Origin of the sequence: Streptomyces sp. NPDC101181, from assembly GCF_044767975.1 — a bacterium.
GTDB lineage: Bacteria > Actinomycetota > Actinomycetes > Streptomycetales > Streptomycetaceae > Streptomyces.
Window position 1 is genome coordinate 253162 of the sequence record NZ_JBIWOX010000002.1, and the last position, 23147, is coordinate 276308.

The window sequence follows — 23147 nt, forward strand, 5'->3', positions numbered from 1 at the left end:
AGAAGCCCCCGGGAGGATCACCGTCCTCCCGGGGGCTTCTCACGTCACTGCGGCTACGCCCGGAAGCGCCGCCCCACCCAGCGCCAGACGAACTCCAGCGCGACGGCCGACGCCACCGCGATGCCGACCGCCGTCCACGGCATGGTCGTCCCGACCAGCTTGAGCGCGAAGAAGTCCTGGAGCCACGGCACGACGAGCACGATCAGGAAGCCGAGCCCCATCGCCGCCACCAGACCGATGCGCCACCAGGTGTAGGGGCGGGCGATGATCGCCAGCACGTACATCGCGACCAGGAACAGCGTCAGCGTCGCCGCGCTCGTCTCCGCCTCCAGCGCGCCGGCACCGGAGTAGTGGTGGCGGGCCAGCAGGTACGTGGTGAAGGTGGCCGCCGCCGCGATGGTCCCCGAGGGGATCGCGTACCGCATGACCCGGCGGACGAAGTCGGGCTGGGCCCGCTCCTTGTTCGGCGCGAGGGCCAGGAAGAACGCCGGGACGCCGATGGTCAGCGTGGCCAACAGGGTCAGGTGGCGCGGCAGGAACGGGTACTCCACCTGGGTGCAGACCACCAGGATGGCCAGGAGCACCGAGTAGACCGTCTTCGTCAGGAAGAGCGTCGCGACGCGGGTGATGTTGCCGATCACCCGGCGGCCCTCGGCGACCACCGACGGCAGCGTCGCGAAGCTGTTGTTCAGCAGCACGATCTGCGCGACCGCGCGCGTCGCCTCGGAGCCCGAACCCATCGAGACGCCGATGTCGGCGTCCTTGAGGGCGAGGACGTCGTTGACCCCGTCGCCGGTCATCGCGACCGTGTGGCCGCGCGACTGGAGGGCGGCGACCATGTCCCGCTTCTGCTGCGGGGTGACCCGGCCGAAGACCGCGTTGTTCTCCATGGCCGTGGCCATCTCGTCCGGGTCGGTGGGCATCCGGCGCGCGTCGAGCGTGTTCTCGGCGCCCGCGAGACCCAGCTTCCCGGCGACCGCGCCGACGGAGACCGCGTTGTCACCGGAGATGACCTTGGTCGCGACGTTCTGGTCGGCGAAGTAGCGCAGGGTCTCCGCCGCGTCCGGCCGCAGCCGCTGCTCCAGGACCACCAGCGCGGTCGGCGTGGCTCCCGCCGCGACGTCCGGCGCGTCCAGCTCACCCTGGGCGCGGGCCAGCAGCAGCACCCGCAGCCCCTGCTGGTTGAGCTGTTCGATGTCGGTGAGGACCGGGTCCCCGTCGGGCAGCAGCACGTCGGGAGCGCCGAGCAGCCAGGCGGAGGAGGCCCCGTCGGCCTCGGTGAACGCAGCGCCGCTGTACTTGCGGGCGGAGGAGAACGGCATCGCGTCGGCGACCGTCCAGGCGCCCTGGCCGCCGTCGCCCTGGCCGCCTGTACGCCGACTGCCGTCGCCTTCGCCGTTCCCGGCCGCGCCCCCGCCCGCCGGGTACGCGTCGATGATGGCCTGGAGGCTGGCGTTGGGGCGGGGGTCCGAGGAGCCGAAGTTCCGCAGCACCCGCTCCACGTACGCCTCGTCGCTCCCGTTCAGCGGCCGGACCTCGGTGACGTCCATGCCGCCCTCGGTGAGGGTGCCGGTCTTGTCCAGGCAGACCACGTCGACCCGGGCGAGCCCCTCGATGGCGGGCAGCTCCTGCACCAGGCACTGCTTGCGGCCCAGCCGGACGACGCCGATGGCGAAGGCGACGGAGGTGAGGAGCACCAGCCCCTCGGGGATCATCGGGACGATGCCGCCGACGGTCCGGGCGACGGAGTCCTTGAAGTTGTTGTCCTTCACCACCAGCTGACTGATGACCAGCCCGATCGCGGTCGGCACCATCATCCAGGTGACGTACTTGAGGATCGTGCTGATGCCGCTGCGCAGCTCCGAGTGGACGAGCGTGAAGCGTGAGGCCTCCTCGGCGAGCTGGGCGGCGTACGCCTCACGCCCCACCTTGGTCGCGGTGAACGCTCCGCCGCCCGCGACGACGAAGCTGCCGGACATCACCGTGTCACCGGACCGCTTCAGCACCGGGTCGGCCTCACCGGTCAGCAGCGACTCGTCGACCTCCAGGCTGTCGGCCTCGGCGACCGTGCCGTCCACGACGACCTTGTCCCCGGGGCCCAATTCGATCACGTCCCCGAGGACGATCTCGTGGGTGGAGATCTCGGCGGCGACCCCGTCCCGCCGGACGGTCGGCTTCGCCTCGCCGATCACCGCGAGGCTGTCCAGGGTCTTCTTGGCCCGCCACTCCTGGATGATGCCGATGCCGGTGTTGGCGACGATGACGAAGCCGAAGAGGCTGTCCTGGATCGGCGCCACGAACAGCATGATCACCCAGAGCACACCGATGATCAGGTTGAACCGGGTGAAGACGTTGGCCCGGACGATCTCGGTGAGCGAGCGCGAGGAGCGTACCGGTACGTCGTTGACCTCGCCCCGCGCCACCCGCTCGGCGACCTCGGCGGTGGTGAGACCGCCGGCGCGACGGGCCGGAGGCGGTGGTTCCACGGGGTGGACGGGATCGAGTTCCGCCCCCGCGTCGATCATGGTCTGTCGGGAGGTTCCGGAGTTCTGCTCCCCGGAGGAATCGAGTGCCCGCTGCGTCATGGGTCCGACGTTACGGGCGTGCGCGGCGAATCTCCCGCCGGGGGGCCGAAGATCCGACCAGGGGAGGACGAAGTCGGTCCCGAGGTCGTACGGGAGTGGGGAGGCCGCGTACGCCGCCGGTGGCGCCCAGGCCGTCGTGCGTGGTCGGCGGGATGTTCCTCCGGCCCGGCCCCTGCTGGCGCTTCCGCGATGTCGCGGTCAGCGCCGGGGGCGCGATGTCGTGGTCAGCGCCGGGGGCGCGATGTCGTGGTCAGCCCCGGGGGCGCGATGTCGTGGTCAGCGGCCCAGGGCGTTGTCCGCCGCCTCGGACCCGGCGGCGTCCTTGGCCGCCGCGCGGGCCGCGTGCCGCTTGAGCGCGGCGTCGCGCCCGCGGACGTACCAGATGCCGATCAGTCCGAGCCCGGCGCCGGCCAGGGGGGTCCACACCCACCAGGTGTGCCCGCGGTCGGCGAACCAGCCGTAGAAGGGGAGCTGGGCGAGGAAGAGGACGAACCAGAGGATCGTTCCGCCGACGACGGTGGAGACGACCGGGCCCTCCAGGGGCTCGGGCGCCTCGTGCTGCGGTGTCCACTTCTCCATGTGCCCAGTGTATGGGGGTGCGCCGGGAGGTCCCCGGGGCCGCCCGGCGCACCCTCATACAGATCCACATACCGGTCCACGCGCCGGTCTACGCGCGGAGATAGCGATCTTCGCCTGATGTATTCATACTGAATCTGCTTTGGGCTGGCTCGAATTGTTCGTCTGAACGTCCAATTTCGATCACCTCTCACCCCTCTGCCCCCATCCGCCCCACCCCTCTACGCACGACTGAGGTCACCCATGCCCCCCTCGGCCACCGCTCCGGTCGACTCCCCGCAGCCCCCGGCCTCACAGCCCCGCGGCGGCCTCGACCGGTTCTTCAAGATCTCCGAGCGGGGGTCGAGCGTCGCACGCGAGTTCCGCGGCGGGCTCGCCACGTTCTTCGCGATGGCCTACATCATCGTGCTCAACCCGATCATCCTGGGCAGCGCGAAGGACATGTACGGCCACCAGCTCGACAACGGTCAGCTGGTCACCGCCACCGTGCTCTCCGCCGCCTTCTCCACGCTCCTGATGGGTGTCATCGGCAACGTGCCGATCGCGCTCGCCGCCGGTCTCGGCGTCAACACCGTCGTCGCGCTCCAGCTCGCCCCCCGGATGAGCTGGCCGGACGCGATGGGCATGGTCGTCCTCGCGGGCCTCGTGGTGATGCTGCTGGTGGCCACCGGGCTGCGGGAGCGGGTGATGAACGCCGTGCCGAGGTCGCTCCGCAAGGGCATCGCGATCGGCATCGGCCTGTTCATCATGCTGATCGGCCTCGTCGACTCGGGCTTCGTCTCGCGCATCCCGGACGCCGCGCACACCACCGTGCCGCTCCAGCTCGGCGGCGACGGCCACCTCAACGGCTGGCCGGTGCTCGTCTTCGTGCTCGGCGCCCTGCTCACGCTCGCGCTGATCGTGCGCAAGGTGCCCGGCGCGATCCTGATCTCGATCATCGCCATGACCGTCGTCGCCGTGGTCATCGACGCGGTCGCCGGACTGCCGGACGGGGCCTGGGGTCTGACGACGCCCTCCTGGCCGGGGAACCCGGTCTCCGCGCCCGACTTCGGGCTGCTCGGCGAGGTCAGTCTGTTCGGCGGCTTCGAGAAGGTCGGCTATCTGACCGGCGTCCTCTTCGTCTTCACCGTGCTGCTGTCCTGCTTCTTCGACGCGATGGGCACCATCCTCGGCGTCGGTGACGAGGCGAAGCTGATGGACCGGGACGGCAACTTCCCCGGCATCAACAAGGTGCTGTTCGTCGACGGCATCGCGGTCGCCTCGGGCGGTGCGACCTCGGCCTCCGCCACCACGTGCTTCGTGGAGTCCACCGCGGGCGTCGGCGAGGGCGCCCGCACCGGACTGGCGAGCGTGGTGACCGGTCTGCTCTTCTCGGTGGCGCTGTTCCTCACACCGCTGGCGACGATGGTCCCGTCGCAGGCGGCCACCCCCGCCCTGCTGGCGGTCGGCTTCCTGATCATCGCGGGCTCGGTGCGGGACATCGACTGGAGCGACTACACGCTCGCGGTCCCGGCGTTCCTCGCGATGGTGATGATGCCGTTCACGTACTCGATCACCAACGGCATCGGCATCGGCTTCATCGCCTTCGCCGTGCTGCGGCTGGCGGCGGGCCGGGGCCGCGAGGTCCCGGTCGCGATGTACGTGGTGTCGGCGGTGTTCGTCTTCTCCTACGCGATGCCGGCGCTCGGCCTCACGTGATCGGGTCCCGGGCCGTGATCGGGTCCCGGGCCGTAATGGGGTCGCGGCCCGTGATCGGGTCTCTGGTCATCGTCGGTCCGGTCGGTCCGGTCGGTCCGTAGAACCTCTCCGTCTCCTCGACGGCCGCCTTGAAGCGTTCGTCGAAGTCGTCGCGCATGAGCGTCCGGACCACGTAGTCCTGGACGCTCATGCCGCGTTTCGCGGCGTGCTCCCGAAGTCGGTCGAGCAGCTCACCGTCTATCCGCAGGCTGAGCACTGTCGATCCCATGCCCAGCAGGGTCCCCGCCCCGGAGCGCCCCGCGCGTCACTTTCCGCTGCCGACTCACTCGTTCGGGTGACTGGAATGTACGCGAGGTGCCCCGAGTGGTATTTAGGAAGGGTAATGAGTTACGCTAACAAACATGCCTGACCTGATCCACGACGGTGACAGTGCCGCCGCCGTGAGCTCCCTCCGCTCCGCCGTGATGCTGCTGGGCCGGCGCCTGAAGCACCAGCGCGTCGACGAGTCGCTGAGCCCCACCGAGATGTCGGTGCTCGGCACCCTCGCCCGCTGCGGTTCGGCCACCCCCGGTGAGCTGGCCCGCAAGGAGCACGTGCAGCCGCCGTCGATGACCCGCATCGTCGCGCTGCTGGAGGCGAAGGGGCTGGTCAGGCTGGAACCGCACCCCGATGACCGTCGGCAGAAGATGGTCAGCCAGACCGAGCAGGCCGAGGCCATGCTCGCGGAGAGCCGCACCAAGCGGAACGCCTGGCTGACCCGGCTCGCCGAGGGCCTGGACGAGGACGAGTGGGAGACGCTGCGGGCCGCCGCGCCCGTGTTGGAGAAGCTCGCCCACCTGTGACCCCGCGGGCGCACCGACGCCGACCGGCCCGGCCGCGTCCCGTATCCCCTTCCCGGGTACGGGCGCACCGGACCGGTCGCCGCCGGAGCGCCCGTCGTCGCGTCCTCGTCAAACCGCACGCCGCAGACGTACGAGGAGATGAACCCTTTTGAGTACGGGACCCGGAGCAGACTCCGCCCCCGCACCGGCTTCCACCCACGAGAGCACGACCGGCGGGACCTTCTCGTCGCTGAAGATCCGTAACTACCGCCTGTTCGCCACGGGCGCCGTGATCTCCAACACCGGTACCTGGATGTCCCGCATCACGCAGGACTGGCTCGTCCTGAGCCTGACGGGGTCGGCCACCGCCGTGGGCATCACCACGGCCCTCCAGTTCCTTCCCATGCTGCTGTTCGGCCTGTACGGCGGCGTCATCGCCGACCGCCTCCCGAAGCGGCGGATCCTGCTCGTCAGCCAGGCCATGCTCGGCCTGTGCGGCATCGCGCTGGCCGCCCTGACCCTGACCGGGGTCGTCCAGGTCTGGCACGTGTACCTGATCGCGTTCCTGCTCGGCATGGTGACGGTCGTCGACAACCCGGCCCGCCAGTCGTTCGTCTCCGAGATGGTCGGCCCGGCGCAGCTGCGCAACGCGGTCAGCCTGAACTCGGCGAACTTCCAGTCCGCCCGTCTCATCGGTCCCGCCGTCGCCGGTGTCCTGATCACCACGGTCGGCAGCGGCTGGGCGTTCCTGCTGAACGGCCTGTCCTTCCTGGCCCCGCTCGTCGGCCTGCTGATGATGCGCACGCGCGAGCTGCACCCCTCGGTCCGGGTCCCCCGCGCCAAGGGCCAGCTGCGCGAGGGCCTGCGCTACGTCCGTGGCCGCCCGGAGCTGATCTGGCCGATCGTCCTGGTCGGCTTCGTCGGCACGTTCGGCTTCAACTTCCCGATCTGGCTGACCGCCTTCGCCGACGAGGTCTTCGACGGCGGTGCGGGGATGTACTCCTTCTTCAACATCCTGATGGCGGCCGGTTCGCTGGCCGGGGCCCTGCTGTCGGCCCGCCGCCGCTCCACGCGGCTGCGGATGCTGGTGGCGGCGGGCACGGCGTTCGGCCTGCTGGAGATCGCCGCCTCGCTCTCCCCGTACGTCTGGCTGTTCGCGCTCCTCCTGGTCCCGATCGGGATGCTCGGCCTGACGACGAACATCACCGCGAACACGAGCGTCCAGATGGCCGCCGACCCCGAGATGCGGGGCCGGGTGATGAGCCTGTACATGATGGTCTTCGTCGGCGGTACGCCGGTGGGCGCCCCGATCGTCGGCTGGATCAGCGACACCTACGGAGCCCGGGTCGGCTTCGCGGCGGGCGGCGCGATCTCGGTGATCGCCGCCCTGGCGGTGGGCTTCGCCCTCGCCCGCGTCGGCGGCCTCCGCCTGAAGGTCGACCTCGGGCCGGGCCGCCCGCACGTCCGTTTCGTCCAGCGGGAGCAGCTGGCGACGGCGGCGTAGAGAGCGGCCGCCGCACACACGAACGCCCTCCTCCCGGGTCGCTTCCGGGAGGAGGGCGTTCCGCGTGCGGGGTCAGTCGCGGGGGAAGGAGTCAGTCTTCAGGACCAGGTCGAGCGGGGTGCCGGTCATGTCGATGTCGAGGCCGAAGTCGACGACGAGCTTCTTGTGGTAGTCGCCGTCCTTCGGCTCCGAGTGCAGCAGGCACCGGCCCGTGTACGGGTCGATGATGAGGAAGGCGGGGACTTCGGCGGCGGCGTAGGCGTCCTTCTTGGGCCCGTAGTCGGCCGCGGCGGTGCCCTTGGAGATGACCTCGCCCACGAACTCGATGTGCTCGGGGAGCCAGCGGCCGCGTTCGTCCTTGGCCGCCTGGTCGGAGAGCTTCACGATGTCGGGGGCGAAGCCGTTGCCGATGCCGAAGTCGATGCGTACGTCTGACAGGACCCGTACATCCATTCCGAACCGGTCCTCCAGAGCGCGCACGATCCGGCGGATGATCTCCCAGTGCGTGTCCCGCTGCGGCGACATGTGAACGGTCCCCTCGACGATCTCGACCTTGAATCCCTCGGGGGTGGGCTCAAGCCACTCGAACATCTCGTCCAGAGTGCGCTCGTCGCTGATGTCGGCCATGTCGATCCTGTCGGTGTCTACGACGGTCATCGTGCCGCTCCGCCCCGCCACCGCACGGGCGTGCGGGCAGCCGCGTAGGACAACGATAGGCCTGGCCACCCGGTCACGCCGGGACCTCCCGGACTTCGGGGAGGGGCCGGGTGAGGAGGGGGCGGGCCTGGGCGTCGGCCCGGTGGGCGGTGCCGTTACGCTCGAAGGGTGGACCCGAAGACCAGAAACCGCATCATGGCGGCCGCGCTCGTGTTGATGTTCCTCGTCGTCGCCGTGGGGGCCGCGCTGGGCGGCTGAGCCCGCGCGCCGCCGTCGGCCCTCGCACCGCACGACGGACCGACCCCGCGGAGGCTTCGCGCACTCCGGGGCCGGGGCCGCTTGCCTGGAGTGGACTCGAAGGAGTTGGCTGGTGAGTCATGGAGTACACACAGCTCGGACGTACGGGACTCAAGGTCAGCAGGCTCGTTCTCGGGACGATGAACTTCGGCCCGCAGACCAACGAGTCGGACAGCCACGCCATCATGGACGCCGCGCTCGGCGCGGGCCTGAACTTCTTCGACACGGCCAACGTCTACGGCTGGGGTGAGAACAAGGGGCGCACCGAGGAGATCCTCGGCACCTGGTTCGCCCAGGGCGGCGGCCGCCGGGACAAGGTGGTCCTGGCCACCAAGATGTACGGGAACATGGGCACCGACGGCGAGGCGTGGCCCAACCACGACAAGCTCTCCGCCGTGAACATCCGGCGCGCGGTCGACGCCTCGCTCAAGCGTCTCCAGACCGACCACATCGACCTGTACCAGTTCCACCACGTCGACCGGGACACCCCGTTCGAGGAGATCTGGCAGGCGATCGACGTCCTGGTCCAGCAGGGCAAGATCCTCTACGCCGGTTCCTCGAACTTCCCCGGCTACAAGATCGCCCAGGCCAACGAGCAGGCCGCCAGGCGTGGTTCGCTCGGCCTGGTCAGCGAGCAGTGCATCTACAACCTCGCCGAGCGCCGTGCCGAGATGGAGGTCATCCCGGCCGCGCGGGACTACGGCCTCGGCGTCATCCCCTGGTCCCCGCTCCACGGCGGTCTGCTGGGCGGAGTCATCAAGAAGACGACCGAGGGCGGCCGCCGCGCCTCGGGCCGGGCGGCCGACGCCCTGGCCGACACCGCGGTCCGCGCCCAGATCCAGTCCTACGAGGACCTGCTCGCCGAGCACGGCCTGGAGCCCGGCGAAGCGGCCCTGGCCTGGCTCCTGACCCGCCCCGGCGTCACGGGCCCGATCGTCGGCCCCCGCACCGCCGACCAGCTCGACAGCGCCCTCCGGGCCCTTGAGCTGGACCTCCCCGAGGCGGTGCTCACCGGCCTGGACGAGATCTTCCCGGGCCCCGGACCCTCGCCGGAGGCGTTCGCCTGGTAGCGGCCACGGGCCCGCACGAAGGGGGTCTTCCGGCACCGTGGCCACACGGTGCCGGAAGACCCCCTTCGTGGTGCCGCGGACGCGGCGGTGGAGCTGTCGTCGAGAGGAGCCACGGGCGGTGCCGAGGCGTTCGGAGTCGCACCCGACGGGTCGGCCGGACGTCAGAACGGCATGTGGCCGCGCGCACGACGGCCCGCGGAGCCGCTGCGGCCGACCGCCTTGGAGCTGCTGCGGAACGGCTTGCTGAAGATGCGGCCCAGGACGCCGGGGGCCTTGCCGCCGGCGCGGGATCCCAGGCCGAGGGTGCGTTGGGTGCCGCGCTCCGGGTGACGGGAGAGGCGCGGCACGAGGAAGGCGAGTACGGCGAGCACGACGCAGACGGCGATGATTCCGACGACCATCATGGTGACTCCTAGTCCAGAGCTGTTGTTCGAACGGGTGCTGTCAGCCACGTGTGCCCGACCGATCGGACCTCAACCAGGTCATCGCCCGGTCATCTCCCCGGTGTGTCCGGGCCCACCCGCCTGACCTGGCCGCACGCGGGCAGAAGATGGTTCGCCGCGGGGCGCTCCGGAAGGCGGGGCGCGGCCGTGGCACCCACCGACGAAAGGACGCACCGATGTCGCCGACGACCGAGCAGTGGGGCGAGGTCCTCCGTACGCATCTGGCTCTGGCGGAGGACGGGTCGCCCGTCCTGGCAGCCGCCGTGTTCTCCGCCGACGCGGGGTTCTTCGCGGCCGCCGGGCGCGGGGATGAGGACGGCTGGTCGTACTTCCGGTCGGTGGCGGGCGACGTGGTCGCGGCCGTCACCCCGGAGGGCGGTGCGGAGGCGGCCAGTACCTCGGGGGGCGGTGCTGGGGCGGCCAGTACCTCGGGGGGCGAGGGCGGTGATCCGGACGACGTCGAGGCGCTGTGCACGGTGTGCGAGGAGGCCGTGCACCCCCGGGGTCTGCGGGTCGCCGGGACGTTCTGGCGGCGCGAGAGCCGGGAGGTGGTCTCCGACGTGGTCACCGGGGGCGAACTGCACCTCGCGCTGTTGCGGGAGGGCGACCGGTCCATGTGGGTCGTCCGCTCCGAACGGGGCTTCTGCACGTTCGTCCTGGTCGACGGGGACAGCGACGCGCGCATCTCCGAGGCCCGGTCCCTCGCCCTCGACTTCGACTCGTACCTGGTCGGGCAGGGTTACTGACCGTTCCCGCCCGCCGCGTCCCGCCGTCCGGCCGAGTCACCCCCGCCCGCCGGGTCGGTCCCGTCCGCCGGGTCACCCGTGCCCGTCGGGTCGCTCCCGTCCGCCGGGTCGCGCTCGCCGTACGGTTCCGGTTCGGGGCGCTCCTCGGTGAGTTCCGGCTCCAGTCCCTCCGTCACGGCCGTACGGTGGCGGCCCGCGTCGGAACGCCACGCCTCGAAGGCCCAGCCGGTCAGGACCACCACCGCGCCGCCCAGCAGCCAGCCGCCGATGACGTCGCTGAACCAGTGCACGCCCAGGGCGATCCGGGTGAAGCCGACCCCGACCACGGACACCACCGCCAGGGTCCAGCACAGCCGGCGCCAGCGGGGGGCGACCAGCGGCAGCAGCACCAGCAGCAGGATCGCGCACGACGTGGTCGCCGTCATCGCATGGCCCGAGGGGAACGAGAAGCCCGGGGCCTGGGCCACCGGGTCCTGGAGCGAGGGCCTGGCCCGCTCCACCACGACCTTGGCGAGCAGGCCGATCACCCCGCCGCCGATCGCCGTGGTGGCGGCCCACGCGGCGAGCCGCCACGCCCGGCGGTACAGCAGCCAGCAGGTGAGCAGCGCCACCGCCGTGCGCAGCGTCGCCGGGTCCCACACCCGGTCGGACAGGAACCGCAGCGCCGTCGTCCACCCCGGGTGCTCCAGCGCCACCTCGTGCAGCCGCCGGGCCGCGCCCGTGTCCACGCGCAGCAGCGGCGGCCACGCACCCTGGACCAGGACGACCAGCAGCCCGAAGGGCACCGCGGCGAGCGCTCCGGCCCCGACGGCCCCCAGCAGCCGCAGCCCCAGACGGCGGTCCGCGCGGCGGGTCCGCGGGCGTGCGTCCCCGTCCGCCCGGTCGTTCCCGTCAGCCCGGTCGTTCCCGTCAGCCCGGTCGTCCCCGTCCACGCGGCCCTCCGGGGGTACGGGGTCGTGCGGGGCCACGGGGTCGTCCTTATCCGCAGGGGCCGGGGGGCGGGGGAGGGGTCGTGGCACGTCAGGCTCCTGGGTCGGGTGAGGCCGGTGTGGGCTTGCGGGCTCGGGCGGCCTCCAGCTGGGCGGCGAAGGACAGCCCGAGGAAGAGGGCGATGGACGTCAGATAGGCCCACAGGAGCAGCGACATGAACGCGCTCAGCGGTCCGTAGACCGTGTCGAAGGAACCACTGATGCCGAGATAGAGGCTCAGCAGCCAGGTGATGAGCGTCCATAGGAAGAGGTACACGGCGGCGCCGAACGCCAGCCAGGTGTAGCCGGGCTGCTTACGGCGCGGGGAGCGGCGGAAGATCGCGCTCGCCGAGACGAGAGCGAGCAGGAACCCCAGCGGCCAGCGCAGCAGGTCCCCCACGTCCCGGGCCGTGTCGTCCAGCCCGTACACCGTGGCCGCCGCCGCGACGAGGTCGCCGCCCGCCACCATCATGATCGAACCGATGCCCAGCGGGATGCCGGCGCTCAGCGCCATCACCAGCCCGCGCAGGTACTTCCGGTGGAAGACGCGGTCCCGCTCGACGCCGTAGATCCGGTTCGCGCCCCGCTCGATCTGGCACATCGCGGTCGTGACGTTGGCCATCGAGAAGGCCAGGCCCAGCCAGAGCGCCACCTCGGGGCCCTCCCCGTCGCCCCGCCGCTGGCCGTCGAGCGCGTCGTTCACCACCTCGGCGCTGGGGCCCGCGCTGACGCTCTGGATGGTCAGCTCGGCGAGCCTGCCCGCACCCTCGGTGTGCAGCTCCGCCGAGAGACCGACGAACGCGATCACCAGCGGAACGATGGCCAGAATCGTCTGGAGCGCCAGCGCGCGGGCGTGGCTGAAGCCGTCGGCGTAGCGGAACCGTACGAACGCGTCCCGCACCAGGGGCCAGCGGCCGTAGTGGCGCAGGGCCGCCAGCGCCTCGTCGCCGGAGAGTTCCTCGCCGCGCATGTCCCGCGTGACCGGGACCCGGGTCGCCGTTCCCATCAGCGCTCCCGCGCCGCGGGCGGGACGGCGGCGGCCTGCGGAAGCGTCGCCGACGGGACGGTCTCCGGGGGCGAGGCCGCCGCGGGCCGGTGTGCGGCCTCCGGGAGCAGGACGGTCAGGGCGCCCGCCCGGACCTCGGCGGTGAGGCGGCGGCCGGGGCCGACCGGATCGCCGTCGATCTCCCGCCGCTGCGGCCGGACGAAGGTCAGCTCGGCACGGCGGAAGGTGTGGAACTCCACCGGCCCCCGGGGCCCGGCTCCCCGGCGCCCGGAGCGTCCGGGGCTCAGCAGCACGCCCGCCACCCGGAGCCAGCCGCCCGCGCCCCGGGGGTCGAAGAGCGCGAGGTCCAGGAGCCCGTCGTCGGGGCGGGCGGTGGGGACGGGGGCCGCGCCCGCCTGGACGGTTCCTATGTTGGCGAGGAGGACCATGCGGGCGGTGCGGTGCAGTTCCGGGCCGCCGTCCAGGCGGATGGCCAGCCGCATCCGCGGAGCCCGCAGCCCGGTGGCCGCGGCCAGGACGTACGCGGGCCAGCCCAGGGCGGACTTGGCCCGGTCCGAGGTCTCCTCCAGCATCACCGCGTCCAGCCCCGCCCCGGCCATCGCGGTGAAGTGCGTGGCGGGCAGGGAGTCGCCCTCGACGCGGCCGAGGTCCAGCGCGCGCGGCTCGCCGGTCAGCGCGGCGGCGAGGGCGTCGGCGGGTCCGAGCGGCAGACCGAGGTTGCGTACGAGCAGATTGCCGGTGCCGCAGGGCACCAGGACCAGCGGGACACCGCTACCGGCCAGCGCGTCCGCGACGGCCCGGACCGTGCCGTCGCCGCCGCAGACCACGATCAGTTCGGCCCCGCCGCGCAGAGCTTCGGAGGTCTGGCCGCCGCCGGTGTCCTCGGCGGTGGTCTCCACGAACGTGGTTCTGCGGTAACCGTGTTGGGCCAGCACCAGTCGCAACTGGTCCCGGGTGGCCCGGTCGGTCACCGTCGGATTGACGATCACGGTGACCGGCCCACGCTCGGGGGCATCACCGCGTTCGGCCGCGGCCACCGCGATGTCCACCGCGTCGGCCGGGGGCCGCCCGGCCCAGGAGTGCCCGGCGAGCACCGCCCGGCCCACCACGAGCACGGACAGCGCCCCGTTCAGCATCCCGCCGGCCACGTCGGTGGGGTGGTGCATGCCCCGGTAGAGGCGGGCGAGCCCCACCAGCAGCGGAAGCAGCAGCAGGAGCGCGGCGAGCGGCACGCGCCAGGGCCGGCGGACCCGGGACAGGACGAGGGCGGCGAGTCCGGCGTACAGGGCGGTGGCCGCCCCGGTGTGGCCCGAGGTGTAACTCGACGTCGGCGGCGAGGCGTCCAGCCGCTCCACGTCCGGGCGGGTCCGGTCCACGGAGGTCGTGATCAGCAGGAAGACCAGCGACTGGAGCGACACCGCGACGGCCAGGAAGATCGTCTCCCGCCACATCGGCAGCCGGGGCACCAGGACCAGCGCGAGGCAGCACAGCAGGGTCAGCCCCACCACCGTGCTGGTGTCGCCCAGCGCGGAGGCGATCGTGGACGCGGTGGTGAGCGTAGCCGTACGGGCGTCCTCCAGGCCCTCATTCACGGCGTCCTCCGCCGTCATCGGCCACAGGTTCCGGGCCGGTCCCGTGATCAGCAGCCCGGCGCCCGCCACGACGGCGGCCTGGCACACGGCGAAGGCGCCGATCCGGGCGGTGACCCGGGCGGCGCCGCTGGTCAGGGCGGGAGAGCGGCCGGGCCGACGCGGGGCCGCCGCCCCCGACCGCGGACCTGCTCCTGATCGTGGACCCGGCCCTGACTGTGGGCCTGGCCCTGACTCCGGGTCTGCCCCCGCTGCTGGCTTCGGGTCTGTCCCAGGCACCCCCGCCCCTGGCTCACGGGTCCCTCTCGCCGGAACGGCAGTGCCCATCGGTTCCCCCCACGTCTGCTCCGCCGCACGGCGGTTCCGCGGAAGCCTGTTCTCCCTCGGCGCTACGCCGTATGCCCTGCCATGCCCAGGTCAGGCCTGCGGACGGGATGTTCCCGCCCATGCCCGCTCCGGACGTGCGCGGGGTACGCGTGGCGGGATGGGCCCACGCGGGGGCCGGCGTACGCGGGGCGGGCTGCTGGGCTACGCGTGCGTGCCCGGGGGCGCCAGGTACGGTGCGTCGGTTCAGGGCCCGGAGAGCGGTACGGCCGCGGTGATCGACCGTCCTCCCTCGGCGAGTTGGACGACCTGCACCTGATCGGCGACCTGGTGCACCAGCCACCACCCCCCGCCCGCCAGCCCCGTACGGCCGGGGTCGGGGGCGTCCGGGAACGCGGGCAGGGGCTCGTCGCAGGGGTCCGTGACGCTGATGGTGATCTCGTCGCGGTACAGCGAGCAGACGAGGAAGCAGTCCCGGGAGAGGGCGGCCCCGTGGTGCAGGACGTGGCCCACCAGCTCCGAGGCGACGAGGGTGGCGTCCTGGACGCCTGCCAGATGGGCGGTGCGGTACCGGGCGTCCGGTGCGCACCGCAGCGGGTAGAGGGCGAACTCCACCTCCTGGCGAGCCTCGGCAGCCGATCTCGGTCGGCACACCCGGTTCGCCGCGTCGGTTCCGCCACCTTCCATGAGGCGGCTCCTCTCGGTTCCGTACGGTCAGGGCGTCCGCGGCCTCGGAACGGGCGGGTGCGCGATCGTCATGCGCTGGGCGGGGATGCCGGAGACCGCCTCGTCCGCTGCCGCCGCCCTCCGCAGAATGTCGTCGGCGGCGAGCAGGGCGTCGTGGACTGTACGGGTGCCCGTACTCACACACAGGGTGTACGTCACGTCCTCCAGGCTCCGCTGCAACTCGTAGTCGGAGTCCTGGGAGTGGCGCAGTTGCAGGTCGTTGTAGCGGGCCAGCAGCGTGCGCATGGCATCCGGGGTCGGGATCAGCATGGGTCACCAGCCGTCGCAGAGGCAATGTGGTTCACCTTGTGCCCCGCGGTTCCCGCCCCACGCCCCCGTACCGGCCCTCTTTCGGGGCGGAGCACGCGGAGAGGCCCGAACGTTCGCATTGTCAAAGTGCTCACGTTTGAAGCGCGCCGCTCCGGTCAGGCGGAGGGAGACCGCGGAACCGAGCACGACGAAGGGTGAGGGACATGGCTGCCGACGAGAAGAGCCAGGCCAAGGTGGAGCAGGCCAAGGGCAAGGTCAAGGAGACGGCGGGGCGCGCCGTGGGCAACGAGCGGCTCACCGCCGAGGGCCGCGCCGACCAGGTCAAGGGCGACGCCCGCCAGGCCAAGGAGAAGGTCAAGGACGCCCTGACCGACTGACGTGGCCGTATCTCCACGGCACGGGCCCCGCGGATCCCCTTCCGGCGGGGCTCCGTCATGTCCGGCGGGGCTCCGTCACGCCGCGAGCCGACCGGTCGCCCCGAAGCGCGGAGCCCGAAGCCCGGAGTCCGGAGTGCGGAGCCCAAAGCCCGGAGCCCGGATGTCCGTGCGGCAGCGGCTCAGTGTCCCTCGCACTCCGTCAGGTCCGGGCGGCCCGGCGGGTTCTTGTTGCCGACCAGGGCCGACAGGTTCTCGGTGTACATGTCCTCCCAGGTCCTGCTGTCCAGGATCGTGCGGAGCGCCGCGCACACCTCGCCCTTCAGCAGGGGCGTACCCGGCCGCATCGCCACCCCGTACCCCTCCGCGCCCTGGATGTTCTCCAGGCGGCGCACCTTGCCCGGGTTCGCCTGGACGTACCCCGCGAGGATGATGTCGTCGGAGGCCACCGCGTACACCTCGGAACGCGGGTCCAGGAGCTTGTCCAGGCAGTCCTGGTAGGTGTTGGGCTGCGACGCGGCCATGGTGAAGCCCTGTTCCGGCAGCGCCTTCTCGTACGTCGACTCCCGCGCCGTGCACACCTCGACGCCCAGGTCCCGCAGATCGCTGGAGTCGTTGATCGTGTACCTGCTCGACTTCTCGCGGACCAGGAAGCCCCGGCTGGCCTCGTAGTAAGGGCCCGCGAAGTCGACGCTGTACCCGCCCGGTGAGGCGTTCTTGCGGTCGTCGGTGATGCTGTACGAAGCGATGACCAGGTCCACCTGCTTGGTCTTCAGCGCGGTGGAACGGTAGTCCGTGGCCACCGTCGTGAACGCGACCTCGCCCCGCTCGTAGCCCATGCTCTCGGCTATCGCGTACGCCAGGTCGATATCGTAACCCCGGTACGTACGGGTCTTCTTGTCGAACTTGCTGAGGCCCGGCTGGTCGTCCTTGACGCCGATCTCCAGCGTGGGATGGGTGTCCTTCCACCTCTCCCGCGTGCCGGTGCCGTCGCCCCCCTGACGGCCCTGCTCCGAACCGGACGTCGCCCGGTCGCCCGTTCCGCCGTCCGCGTCGTCGCCCCGCGTCACCAGCCAGCCGGCCCCGGCCAGCAGCGCCGCGCACACCACCGCCGCCGCGGCCTTCCGGGCGCCGGACCCGCCGCGCCGCCCGGCCGCGCCGGCGGCCCCGGGGCCCGGGGCGGGCGCTGCCGGAGGCGGCGGGGGCGGCACGGACACCGACGGGTCCGGTGTGGACGGGGCCGTCGGCGGGTGCGTGGGCGCGGCGGCCGGGGAGGCCGGGACCGGGGACGTGGCGGACGGGTCCGTGGCGGGGTGCCGGGCGGCGGCCGGGTCGTCGAGGACCTCCCGGAGCATCGCCTCCGCCGTCGCCGCGTCCAGGCGCTCGCGCGGGTCCGTGATCAGCAGGCCCTGGATGACCGGGGCGAGCGGTCCGGCGTACCGCAGGGCCGGGTCGGGGGACTGGCGGATGTTCTCCTGGACCTCCCACACCTCGGCCCCGGCGAACGGCACGCGGCCCTCCGCCATCTCGTACAGCGTGACTCCCAGCGCCCAGAGGTCGGAGGCGGGCGTGGGCCCCGGGGACGCGGGGGCGAACAGCTCGGGGGCCAGGTACGGGGAGGTGCCGAGGACGCTGCCGGAGCGCGTCACCCGGTCCGCGCCCTCGAACGTGGCGATGCCGAAGTCGACCAGGATGGCGAGCCCGTCGTCCCGGACGAGCACGTTGCCGGGCTTCACGTCGCGGTGGACGACGGACGCGCCGTGCACCGCGCGCAGGCCCTGGAGTATCTGGAGGCCGATGTCCGCCGCCCTCGGCACGGCCAGGACCCGTTCGCTCCTCAACAGGTCGGCCAGCGAACGTGCTTCGAGCAGTTTCATCACGATCCACACCTGGTGGTCGGTCTCCACCTGGTCGTGGACCGTCACCACGTTCTGATGCTCGATCTTGGCGATGGCCTCCGCCTCGCGCCGCGCCCGCTGCATCGCCGCCGCCGAGGCGCCCGCCGTCATGGTGTTCCGGTCCAGCAGGCCCTTCACGGCGACGAACCGGCGCAACCGCCGGTCGTGGGCCTTCCAGACCTCGCCCATGCCGCCGCTGCCGATCGGTTCCAGCAGCTCGTAGCGGCCGTCGATCACGCGGAGTGGAGTGTCCGGAGGTGTCCGCCGCGGTGCGCCCCCGCCGTCTTCGCCGTGCATTCGACCCGCCCCCCTGTGCACTTCGTCAACCAGGCCAGATTAGACGCTCCGTCATGGTCCGGCCCCGCCTGCTCGTTGAGTTGTCGGCGGGGACTCTCAGGAGGCCGATCCGCCGTTGCTCTTCAGCAACTGGCCGTTGACCCACTGCCCTTCGGGCGAGCAGAGGAACGCCACCAGGTGCGCGGTGTCCCGCGGGGTTCCGACACGGCCGAGCGGGGTGTCCCGGGCCAGGGCGTCCCGTAGCTCGTCGTCCATCCAACCCGTGTCCACGGGGCCGGGGTTGACGACGTTCGCCGTGACCCCGAGGTGGGCCAGCTCGTGCGCGGCGGCCAGGACAATGCGGTCCAGGGCGCCCTTGCTGGCGCCGTAGGGCAGGTTGCCGACGGTGTGGTCGCTCGTGAGCGCCACGATCCGGCCCGACGCGGACCCGGGCGTCCCGCGGAAGCGCAGCCCGTACTCCCGCACGAGCAGCCAACTGGCCCGCGCGTTCACGGCGAAGTGCCGGTCGAAGGCCTCCTCGGTCGTGTCCAGCAGCCCCGAGTCCACCGACTCCGCGTGCGCCAGGACCAGCGCGGTCACCGGCCCGCCGAGGCCCTGCTCCGCCGCGTCGAAGATCCGGGCCGGGGCGCCCCGGCCGGTCAGGTCCGCCTCGATCGCCGCCGTACGCGCTCCCGCCGCCTCCAGGTCCCGCGCGATGGCCGCGGCGGCCCCGTCCTCGGCGCCCCACGGCATGCGCCGGTCGTAGGGCGTCCAGTAGGTGAAGGCGACGTCCCAGCCGGTGGCGGCGAGCCGCCGCGCGATGCCGGCGCCGATCCCGACACCGCGTCCGACTCCGGTGACCAGGGCGATGGGGCGGGCCGGGTCCGGCCTCGGGGCAGGCGGTTCATCGATCGTCACACGGTGATCCTTTGCGCCGCGTACGCGTATGTCAACGCCCTTTCCGAGCACCCCCCTCGACGCCTTCCCGACCCCTTTGACCTGCGGTGACCCACGTTCCTGGTAGCTCGACCCGATCTTTGTGTTTCCCCTTCGCGGAACGCGCTCCTAGCGTGGGTGTCGGAAACTGCGATGAAAGCCGCATAACGGAAAAGTCCGTACGGCCAGTGGAGCAGAGTCCGGGGACCGGAAGAACTTCGGAGCAGAGTCCGGGGACCGGAAGAGCAGAGAGCGGAGAGAGGACCGACCATGAGTGAGCAGCAGCCGCTGAACGGCAGGACCGCGGTGGTCGCCGGAGGCGCGAAGAACCTCGGCGGCCTGATCAGCCGGTCGCTCGGCGAGGCCGGCGCCGACGTCGTCGTCCACTACCACGGCGAGAACACCGCCGCCGATGCCGAGAAGACGGCGGAGGCCGTACGGGGAGCGGGCGCGCGGGCCGTCGTCGTACGGGAGGACCTGACCCGGGTCGAGGGCGTGCGCAGCCTCTTCGACCAGGCGCTGGACGCGTTCGGTGGGGTGGACGTCGCCGTGAACACCACCGGCATGGTGCTCCGCAAGCCGATCGCGGAGACCTCGGAGGAGGAGTACGACCGCATGTTCGCGATCAACTCCAAGGCGGCGTACTTCTTCCTCCAGGAGGCCGGTGCGCGGCTCAACGACGGCGGCCGGATCGTCAGTCTGGTGACGTCGCTGCTCGCCGCGTTCACCGACGGGTACGCCACGTACGCGGGCGCGAAGGCTCCGCTGGAGCACTTCACCCGGGCGGCGGCCAAGGAGTTCGCGCCGCGCGGCATCGCGGTGAACAATGTCGCCCCGGGGCCGATGGACACACCGTTCTTCTACCCGCAGGAGACGCCGGAGCGGGTGGAGTTCCACAAGTCGCAGGCGATGGGCGGGCGGCTCACGGAGATCGAGGACATCGCGCCGCTGGTGAAGTTCCTGGTCACGGAGGGCGGCTGGATCACCGGACAGACGATCTTCGCCAACGGTGGCTACACGGTCCGCTGACCGGGGACAGGCACGGTTCGCCGACTGCGGGTCGGCGGCCCGTGCGCCGTCCGCCGCTCGGTGGGGCACGCACGGTCCGCGGTCCGGTGGGACATGCGTCGTTCGCCGTCCGGTCGGGCACGCGCGGTCCGCCGTCCGGCAGGACATGCGTCGTCCGCCGTCCGGTGGCCATGCACGGCCCGCCGTCCGGCGGGCACGGATACCGAGGGCGTCGGGAGACCGCGTGAGTCTGGATCTGCGGAAGCTGGAACATCTCGTCGCGGTCGCCGAGGAGGGCGGGTTCACCCGGGCGGCCGAACGGCTGCACCTGAGCCAGCAGGCGCTGAGCACCTCCATCCGCACCCTGGAACGGCACGTCGGCGTCCAGCTCCTGGACCGGGGCCACCAGCACGTCACCCCGACCCCGGCCGGTCAGGCGCTCATCGAGGACGCCCGCGCCCTCGGCGCCCAGGCGCTCGCCGCCCTGGACCGCGCCCGCCGCATCGGGCGCGGCCAGGGCGGGCACCTGCGGATCGGCCACACCCCGGCGGTCACGGCGGAGGAGGTCGTGGAGCTGCTGACCCGGGCCGGTACGGAGGAGCAGGGCGTCCAGGCCCACGTCCGCCAGCTCTTCCCCGACGAGCTGCGCGAGCAACTGCTGACGGGCGCCTGCGACCTGGGCCTGACCCGGGCGATGCCCGCCGACACCGGCCTGACCCGCGCCCGGATCGCCGAACACCGCCTCCGGGTCGCCGTCCCGGACGGCCATCCGCTGGCCGCCCGGCCCTCGGTCGCCCTGGCGGACCTGCGCGGGGAACCGCTCGTGGTGTGGGGCGAGCCGGGCTCATCCGCGTACACGGACCTCCTGATCGGCCTGTGCCGTCAGGCGGGCGTGGAGCCGGACACCCGCCGCAACCCGGTCCAGGGCACCCCGCCCGTCACGGCCGTCACCGCGACCGGCCGCCTCGCCTTCGTCACGACGCCCCCGGGCCCGGCGGCGGGCGGCGCGGCCCATGTCGTCGACCTGGACCCACCGGTGCACGTACCGGTCCACGCGCTGTGGCCCGCACACACGACGTGCCCGGGACGCGACGTGTTCCTGAGCCGGGCCGGGGTGCCGGGCGAGCAGGCGCCCTGAGCGGGGGACCCGGGGTGCCGGGCGACGCACCGAGCCGGGCCGGGGTGCCGGGCGGGCGGAGGCACTGAGCGGGACCCGGGGTGCCGGGCGAGCGCGCTTTGCCGGAGCCGACGCGGCTGATGGCGACTTGCCTCGGGGCGACGCGGCTACGAGGAGGAGGCCCCGGTCCCGCCGCAGATGACCGCGTGGGCGAGCCGGGCCGTGGCGAGCAGATCCGCACGGCCCGTCCCCAGGATGGCGCGGGCCGACAACCCGTGCCAGACGGACTGGACGACCCCGGTCAGCGCGCCGGTGTCCACATCGGAGGCCAACTGGCCTTCCCTCACCGCCTGTTCGATCCGGGAGCGCAGCGAGTGCTCGTTGGACGCCTGGAGTTCGGCGAAGTAGGCGTGGGTGTCGAGCGTGCTGGTGCTGTCGGCCATGGCGGCGCTGCTCAGCAGGCAGCCGGGATGCTCGTCGGCGGGCCGGGTGAACTCGTCCACGGAGTCGATCAGGACGCGTTCGAGGACGGAGGCGAACTCGGGCTCGGCGACGGCCTGTCGGTAGATCTCGCGGTAGCGCTCCGCGTAGGTGCGGACCGCCTCCTCGAACAGCTCCGCCTTGGAGCCGAAGGCGGCGTAGAGGCTGGAGGTGGAGACGCCGAGCGCCGCTGTCAGGTCGCGGGTGGACGTACCGGAGTAGCCGCGCCGCCAGAAGAGGCGGGCGGCTTCGAGGAGGGCGTGGTCGCGGTCGAAGGTGCGTGGACGGCCACGGGCTGGCTGGGGCACTGTCGCATCGTAGAGCGGATGCTCCATAATCAATTTATGGAGCGAACGATCCAGAAAAGATTGCCGGTGGCCGACGCCGGCTGGGTGACGGTGGACGTGTACGGGGATCCGGAGGCGCCGGGCCTTGTCGTCGTGCCGGGTGCGATGAGCGACGCGGCGGGGTGGGAAGGCGTCGCGTCCGCGATCGACGCCTGGCCGTCGGTGGCGGTGGTCAACCGCCGGGGCCGTGCCCCCTCCGGCCCGCTGACGGACGGGTACGGGCTGGAGACGGAGGTGGCGGACCTGCGGACGGTGCTCGACGCGTTCGCGGGCACGGAGGCGCTGTTCGGCTGGAGTTACGGCGGCCTGATCGCCCTGCTGGCCGCCGGTGAACGGCCGCTGCGCCAGGTCATCGCGTACGAGCCGGTGATGCGCCCGTTCGGCCTCGACGTGCTGCCGGACCTGAGGGCGGCGACGGACTTGGCGGACTGGGACGCGGTGGTGGAGCTCGTGCACCGCCGGATCGCGGGCCTCGCCCCGGAGGTCGTCGCGTCCCTGCGGGCCGACCGGGAGACGTGGCAGGCGCTGCGCGCCCTGGCCGGGCCGGTGTACGCGGAGCTGGCCGCGCTGTACGGACCGCCGCTGCCGGACGAACTGGCCCGGCGGGCGGACCGGGTCGACCTGATCGTCGGCGGGACCAACCGCGGAACGGCCCCGTACGGAACGTCCTTCGACGACGTCGCGGAGCGCGTGCCCCGCGCCGGGATCCACGTACTGCCCGGTCAGGGCCACATGGCGCACCTGGAGGCGCCGGAAGAGCTGGGCCGCCTGCTCAGCACCCTGGCGACCCCCGCACTCTGATGGTCCCGGTCGCGCCCGAGCCCCGGCCCCGGCTTGACCTCCCGGCCCCGGCCCTGTCGCGGCGGGGGGCGGAGTGGCCGCACGGGCGGACAAGGGGTGCCGTGGTGGCGGGAGCGGCGGCCGACGTGCGAGGCCGGGGCCGCCGACAGAGACTCGGGAGGGATCTCCGGGACGCCCGGTCCCGGACGCGCCGAGGAGGAACACGATGACCACACCGATCAGCGACCCGGTCGTGGAGAGGTTCGTCGCCGCCGTGAACGCGGGCGACAAGGAGACCTTCTTCTCCGGGGTCCTCACCGAGGACGCCACGATGTCCGACGACGGGAGCGAACGGGACCTGGCGGCCTGGACGGAGAAGGAGATCTTCTCCCCTCGGGCGAACGGCCGCATGAAGGTCGTCGACGCCTCCGACGACGGCCGCACCCTCGTCGTCGACTACACGAACGACACCTGGGGCACGATGCGGACGCGCTGGATCTTCACGGTCGACGGCGACCGCGTCAGCCGCTTCGAAACGGGCCAGGCCCCGGCCTGAGCCCGGCGGCGTGCCACGACACCGGCTGGACCGGCCGGGGGCCATAGCCGCGACGGGAACGCGGCGTCCCCGGCCGACGGCTTCGGGTGTGCGCA

At 72.4% G+C, this 23147-nt stretch carries 23 protein-coding genes; 10 read left to right on the forward strand and 13 right to left on the reverse strand.

Annotated elements, in window-relative coordinates:
- Positions 1–53: 53 nt before the first annotated feature.
- Both ACIRRU_RS04755 and ACIRRU_RS04760 read right to left on the reverse strand, forming a co-directional pair.
- The gene (locus ACIRRU_RS04755; protein ID WP_403676125.1) at positions 54–2585 is read right to left on the reverse strand and encodes an HAD-IC family P-type ATPase; all 2532 of its coding nucleotides are present in this window, start codon (positions 2583–2585) and stop codon (positions 54–56) included.
- Between the two features lie 276 nt (positions 2586–2861).
- Positions 2862–3164, reverse strand: a complete 303-nt coding sequence (locus ACIRRU_RS04760) for a DUF2530 domain-containing protein (RefSeq protein ID WP_403676127.1) — start codon at positions 3162–3164, stop codon at positions 2862–2864.
- Between the two features lie 240 nt (positions 3165–3404).
- Between ACIRRU_RS04760 and ACIRRU_RS04765 the strand changes: the two genes are divergently transcribed.
- Entirely contained in the window at positions 3405–4859 is a 1455-nt protein-coding gene (locus ACIRRU_RS04765) for an NCS2 family permease (protein ID WP_403676130.1), read from the forward strand.
- On the opposite strand, the gene ACIRRU_RS04770 is transcribed toward ACIRRU_RS04765, so the two are convergent.
- The gene (locus ACIRRU_RS04770) at positions 4852–5127 is read right to left on the reverse strand and encodes a hypothetical protein (RefSeq protein ID WP_403676133.1); all 276 of its coding nucleotides are present in this window, start codon (positions 5125–5127) and stop codon (positions 4852–4854) included. The two genes, ACIRRU_RS04765 and ACIRRU_RS04770, sit on opposite strands and share 8 nt — an antisense overlap.
- Before the next feature lie 133 nt (positions 5128–5260).
- Here ACIRRU_RS04770 and ACIRRU_RS04775 point away from each other — a divergent pair, with 133 nt between their 5' ends.
- Positions 5261–5701: a MarR family winged helix-turn-helix transcriptional regulator gene (locus ACIRRU_RS04775; protein ID WP_307669054.1), complete on the forward strand. Its 441-nt coding sequence runs from the start codon at positions 5261–5263 to the stop codon at positions 5699–5701.
- Between the two features lie 148 nt (positions 5702–5849).
- The gene (locus tag ACIRRU_RS04780; protein ID WP_403676136.1) at positions 5850–7184 is read left to right on the forward strand and encodes an MFS transporter; all 1335 of its coding nucleotides are present in this window, start codon (positions 5850–5852) and stop codon (positions 7182–7184) included.
- 72 nt (positions 7185–7256) lie between these two features.
- On the opposite strand, the gene ACIRRU_RS04785 is transcribed toward ACIRRU_RS04780, so the two are convergent.
- Complete coding sequence (locus tag ACIRRU_RS04785; RefSeq protein WP_403676139.1) at positions 7257–7841, reverse strand: Uma2 family endonuclease; 585 nt, start codon at positions 7839–7841, stop codon at positions 7257–7259.
- 377 nt (positions 7842–8218) lie between these two features.
- Here ACIRRU_RS04785 and ACIRRU_RS04790 point away from each other — a divergent pair, with 377 nt between their 5' ends.
- Positions 8219–9208 (forward strand): aldo/keto reductase, encoded by a 990-nt coding sequence (locus ACIRRU_RS04790; RefSeq protein ID WP_403676142.1) that lies wholly within the window; start codon positions 8219–8221, stop codon positions 9206–9208.
- A 161-nt stretch (positions 9209–9369) separates the two neighbouring features.
- Here the strand turns inward: ACIRRU_RS04790 and ACIRRU_RS04795 are convergent, their stop codons facing one another.
- Entirely contained in the window at positions 9370–9612 is a 243-nt protein-coding gene (locus tag ACIRRU_RS04795) for a DUF6411 family protein (protein WP_403676145.1), read from the reverse strand.
- A gap of 215 nt (positions 9613–9827) precedes the next feature.
- Here ACIRRU_RS04795 and ACIRRU_RS04800 point away from each other — a divergent pair, with 215 nt between their 5' ends.
- Positions 9828–10397, forward strand: a complete 570-nt coding sequence (locus tag ACIRRU_RS04800) for a hypothetical protein (RefSeq protein WP_403676147.1) — start codon at positions 9828–9830, stop codon at positions 10395–10397.
- On the opposite strand, the gene ACIRRU_RS04805 is transcribed toward ACIRRU_RS04800, so the two are convergent.
- The 5 genes from ACIRRU_RS04805 to ACIRRU_RS04825 form a co-directional block, all read right to left on the reverse strand.
- Positions 10391–11230, reverse strand: a complete 840-nt coding sequence (locus ACIRRU_RS04805; protein ID WP_403676995.1) for a phosphatase PAP2 family protein — start codon at positions 11228–11230, stop codon at positions 10391–10393. The genes ACIRRU_RS04800 and ACIRRU_RS04805 overlap by 7 nt on opposite strands.
- 187 nt (positions 11231–11417) lie before the next feature.
- The gene (locus ACIRRU_RS04810) at positions 11418–12371 is read right to left on the reverse strand and encodes a YihY/virulence factor BrkB family protein (protein WP_403676149.1); all 954 of its coding nucleotides are present in this window, start codon (positions 12369–12371) and stop codon (positions 11418–11420) included.
- Positions 12371–14287, reverse strand: a complete 1917-nt coding sequence (locus ACIRRU_RS04815; RefSeq protein ID WP_403676152.1) for a diacylglycerol kinase family protein — start codon at positions 14285–14287, stop codon at positions 12371–12373. The genes ACIRRU_RS04810 and ACIRRU_RS04815 overlap by 1 nt, the downstream gene beginning before the upstream one ends.
- Before the next feature lie 243 nt (positions 14288–14530).
- Positions 14531–14971 (reverse strand): hypothetical protein, encoded by a 441-nt coding sequence (locus ACIRRU_RS04820; protein ID WP_403676155.1) that lies wholly within the window; start codon positions 14969–14971, stop codon positions 14531–14533.
- Positions 14972–14998: 27 nt separating this feature from the next.
- Positions 14999–15280: a DUF5133 domain-containing protein gene (locus ACIRRU_RS04825; RefSeq protein ID WP_363200335.1), complete on the reverse strand. Its 282-nt coding sequence runs from the start codon at positions 15278–15280 to the stop codon at positions 14999–15001.
- 203 nt (positions 15281–15483) lie between these two features.
- On the opposite strand from ACIRRU_RS04825, the gene ACIRRU_RS04830 reads away from it, so the two are divergent.
- Positions 15484–15657: a CsbD family protein gene (locus ACIRRU_RS04830; protein ID WP_363200336.1), complete on the forward strand. Its 174-nt coding sequence runs from the start codon at positions 15484–15486 to the stop codon at positions 15655–15657.
- 179 nt (positions 15658–15836) lie between these two features.
- Here the strand turns inward: ACIRRU_RS04830 and ACIRRU_RS04835 are convergent, their stop codons facing one another.
- On the reverse strand, positions 15837–17849 hold the full coding sequence (locus ACIRRU_RS04835) for a serine/threonine-protein kinase (RefSeq protein WP_403676159.1): 2013 nt from the start codon (positions 17847–17849) through the stop codon (positions 15837–15839).
- 96 nt (positions 17850–17945) lie between these two features.
- Positions 17946–18746 (reverse strand): SDR family oxidoreductase, encoded by an 801-nt coding sequence (locus tag ACIRRU_RS04840; protein ID WP_403676162.1) that lies wholly within the window; start codon positions 18744–18746, stop codon positions 17946–17948.
- A 288-nt stretch (positions 18747–19034) separates the two neighbouring features.
- On the opposite strand from ACIRRU_RS04840, the gene ACIRRU_RS04845 reads away from it, so the two are divergent.
- Both ACIRRU_RS04845 and ACIRRU_RS04850 read left to right on the forward strand, forming a co-directional pair.
- Complete coding sequence (locus ACIRRU_RS04845; RefSeq protein ID WP_403676165.1) at positions 19035–19793, forward strand: SDR family oxidoreductase; 759 nt, start codon at positions 19035–19037, stop codon at positions 19791–19793.
- A gap of 223 nt (positions 19794–20016) precedes the next feature.
- Entirely contained in the window at positions 20017–20910 is an 894-nt protein-coding gene (locus ACIRRU_RS04850; RefSeq protein WP_403676168.1) for a LysR substrate-binding domain-containing protein, read from the forward strand.
- Positions 20911–21056: 146 nt separating this feature from the next.
- Here ACIRRU_RS04850 and ACIRRU_RS04855 read toward each other — a convergent pair whose 3' ends face one another.
- Complete coding sequence (locus ACIRRU_RS04855; protein ID WP_403676171.1) at positions 21057–21677, reverse strand: TetR/AcrR family transcriptional regulator; 621 nt, start codon at positions 21675–21677, stop codon at positions 21057–21059.
- 36 nt (positions 21678–21713) lie between these two features.
- Between ACIRRU_RS04855 and ACIRRU_RS04860 the strand changes: the two genes are divergently transcribed.
- Together ACIRRU_RS04860 and ACIRRU_RS04865 are read left to right on the forward strand one after the other, a co-directional pair.
- Positions 21714–22517 carry an alpha/beta fold hydrolase gene (locus ACIRRU_RS04860; protein ID WP_403676173.1) on the forward strand — a complete coding sequence of 268 codons (804 nt, stop codon included), beginning with the start codon at positions 21714–21716 and terminating at the stop codon, positions 22515–22517.
- Positions 22518–22722: 205 nt separating this feature from the next.
- A complete protein-coding gene (locus tag ACIRRU_RS04865) occupies positions 22723–23052 on the forward strand; it encodes a nuclear transport factor 2 family protein (RefSeq protein ID WP_363200343.1) in 330 nt (109 codons plus the stop codon).
- Positions 23053–23147: the final 95 nt, after the last annotated feature.

Bases quoted from the DNA above. Each gene is read 5' to 3' on its own strand.
- ACIRRU_RS04755 (WP_403676125.1), bottom strand. From the start codon at position 2,585: ATGACGCAGCGGGCACTCGATTCCTCCGGGGAGCAGAACTCCGGAACC.
- ACIRRU_RS04760 (WP_403676127.1), bottom strand. From the start codon at position 3,164: ATGGAGAAGTGGACACCGCAGCACGAGGCGCCCGAGCCCCTGGAGGGC.
- ACIRRU_RS04765 (WP_403676130.1), top strand. From the start codon at position 3,405: ATGCCCCCCTCGGCCACCGCTCCGGTCGACTCCCCGCAGCCCCCGGCC.
- ACIRRU_RS04770 (WP_403676133.1), bottom strand. From the start codon at position 5,127: ATGGGATCGACAGTGCTCAGCCTGCGGATAGACGGTGAGCTGCTCGAC.
- ACIRRU_RS04775 (WP_307669054.1), top strand. From the start codon at position 5,261: ATGCCTGACCTGATCCACGACGGTGACAGTGCCGCCGCCGTGAGCTCC.
- ACIRRU_RS04785 (WP_403676139.1), bottom strand. From the start codon at position 7,841: ATGACCGTCGTAGACACCGACAGGATCGACATGGCCGACATCAGCGAC.
- ACIRRU_RS04790 (WP_403676142.1), top strand. From the start codon at position 8,219: ATGGAGTACACACAGCTCGGACGTACGGGACTCAAGGTCAGCAGGCTC.
- ACIRRU_RS04795 (WP_403676145.1), bottom strand. From the start codon at position 9,612: ATGATGGTCGTCGGAATCATCGCCGTCTGCGTCGTGCTCGCCGTACTC.
- ACIRRU_RS04800 (WP_403676147.1), top strand. From the start codon at position 9,828: ATGTCGCCGACGACCGAGCAGTGGGGCGAGGTCCTCCGTACGCATCTG.
- ACIRRU_RS04810 (WP_403676149.1), bottom strand. From the start codon at position 12,371: ATGGGAACGGCGACCCGGGTCCCGGTCACGCGGGACATGCGCGGCGAG.
- ACIRRU_RS04815 (WP_403676152.1), bottom strand. From the start codon at position 14,287: ATGGGCACTGCCGTTCCGGCGAGAGGGACCCGTGAGCCAGGGGCGGGG.
- ACIRRU_RS04820 (WP_403676155.1), bottom strand. From the start codon at position 14,971: ATGGAAGGTGGCGGAACCGACGCGGCGAACCGGGTGTGCCGACCGAGA.
- ACIRRU_RS04825 (WP_363200335.1), bottom strand. From the start codon at position 15,280: ATGCTGATCCCGACCCCGGATGCCATGCGCACGCTGCTGGCCCGCTAC.
- ACIRRU_RS04830 (WP_363200336.1), top strand. From the start codon at position 15,484: ATGGCTGCCGACGAGAAGAGCCAGGCCAAGGTGGAGCAGGCCAAGGGC.
- ACIRRU_RS04835 (WP_403676159.1), bottom strand. From the start codon at position 17,849: ATGCACGGCGAAGACGGCGGGGGCGCACCGCGGCGGACACCTCCGGAC.
- ACIRRU_RS04845 (WP_403676165.1), top strand. From the start codon at position 19,035: ATGAGTGAGCAGCAGCCGCTGAACGGCAGGACCGCGGTGGTCGCCGGA.
- ACIRRU_RS04860 (WP_403676173.1), top strand. From the start codon at position 21,714: ATGGAGCGAACGATCCAGAAAAGATTGCCGGTGGCCGACGCCGGCTGG.
- ACIRRU_RS04865 (WP_363200343.1), top strand. From the start codon at position 22,723: ATGACCACACCGATCAGCGACCCGGTCGTGGAGAGGTTCGTCGCCGCC.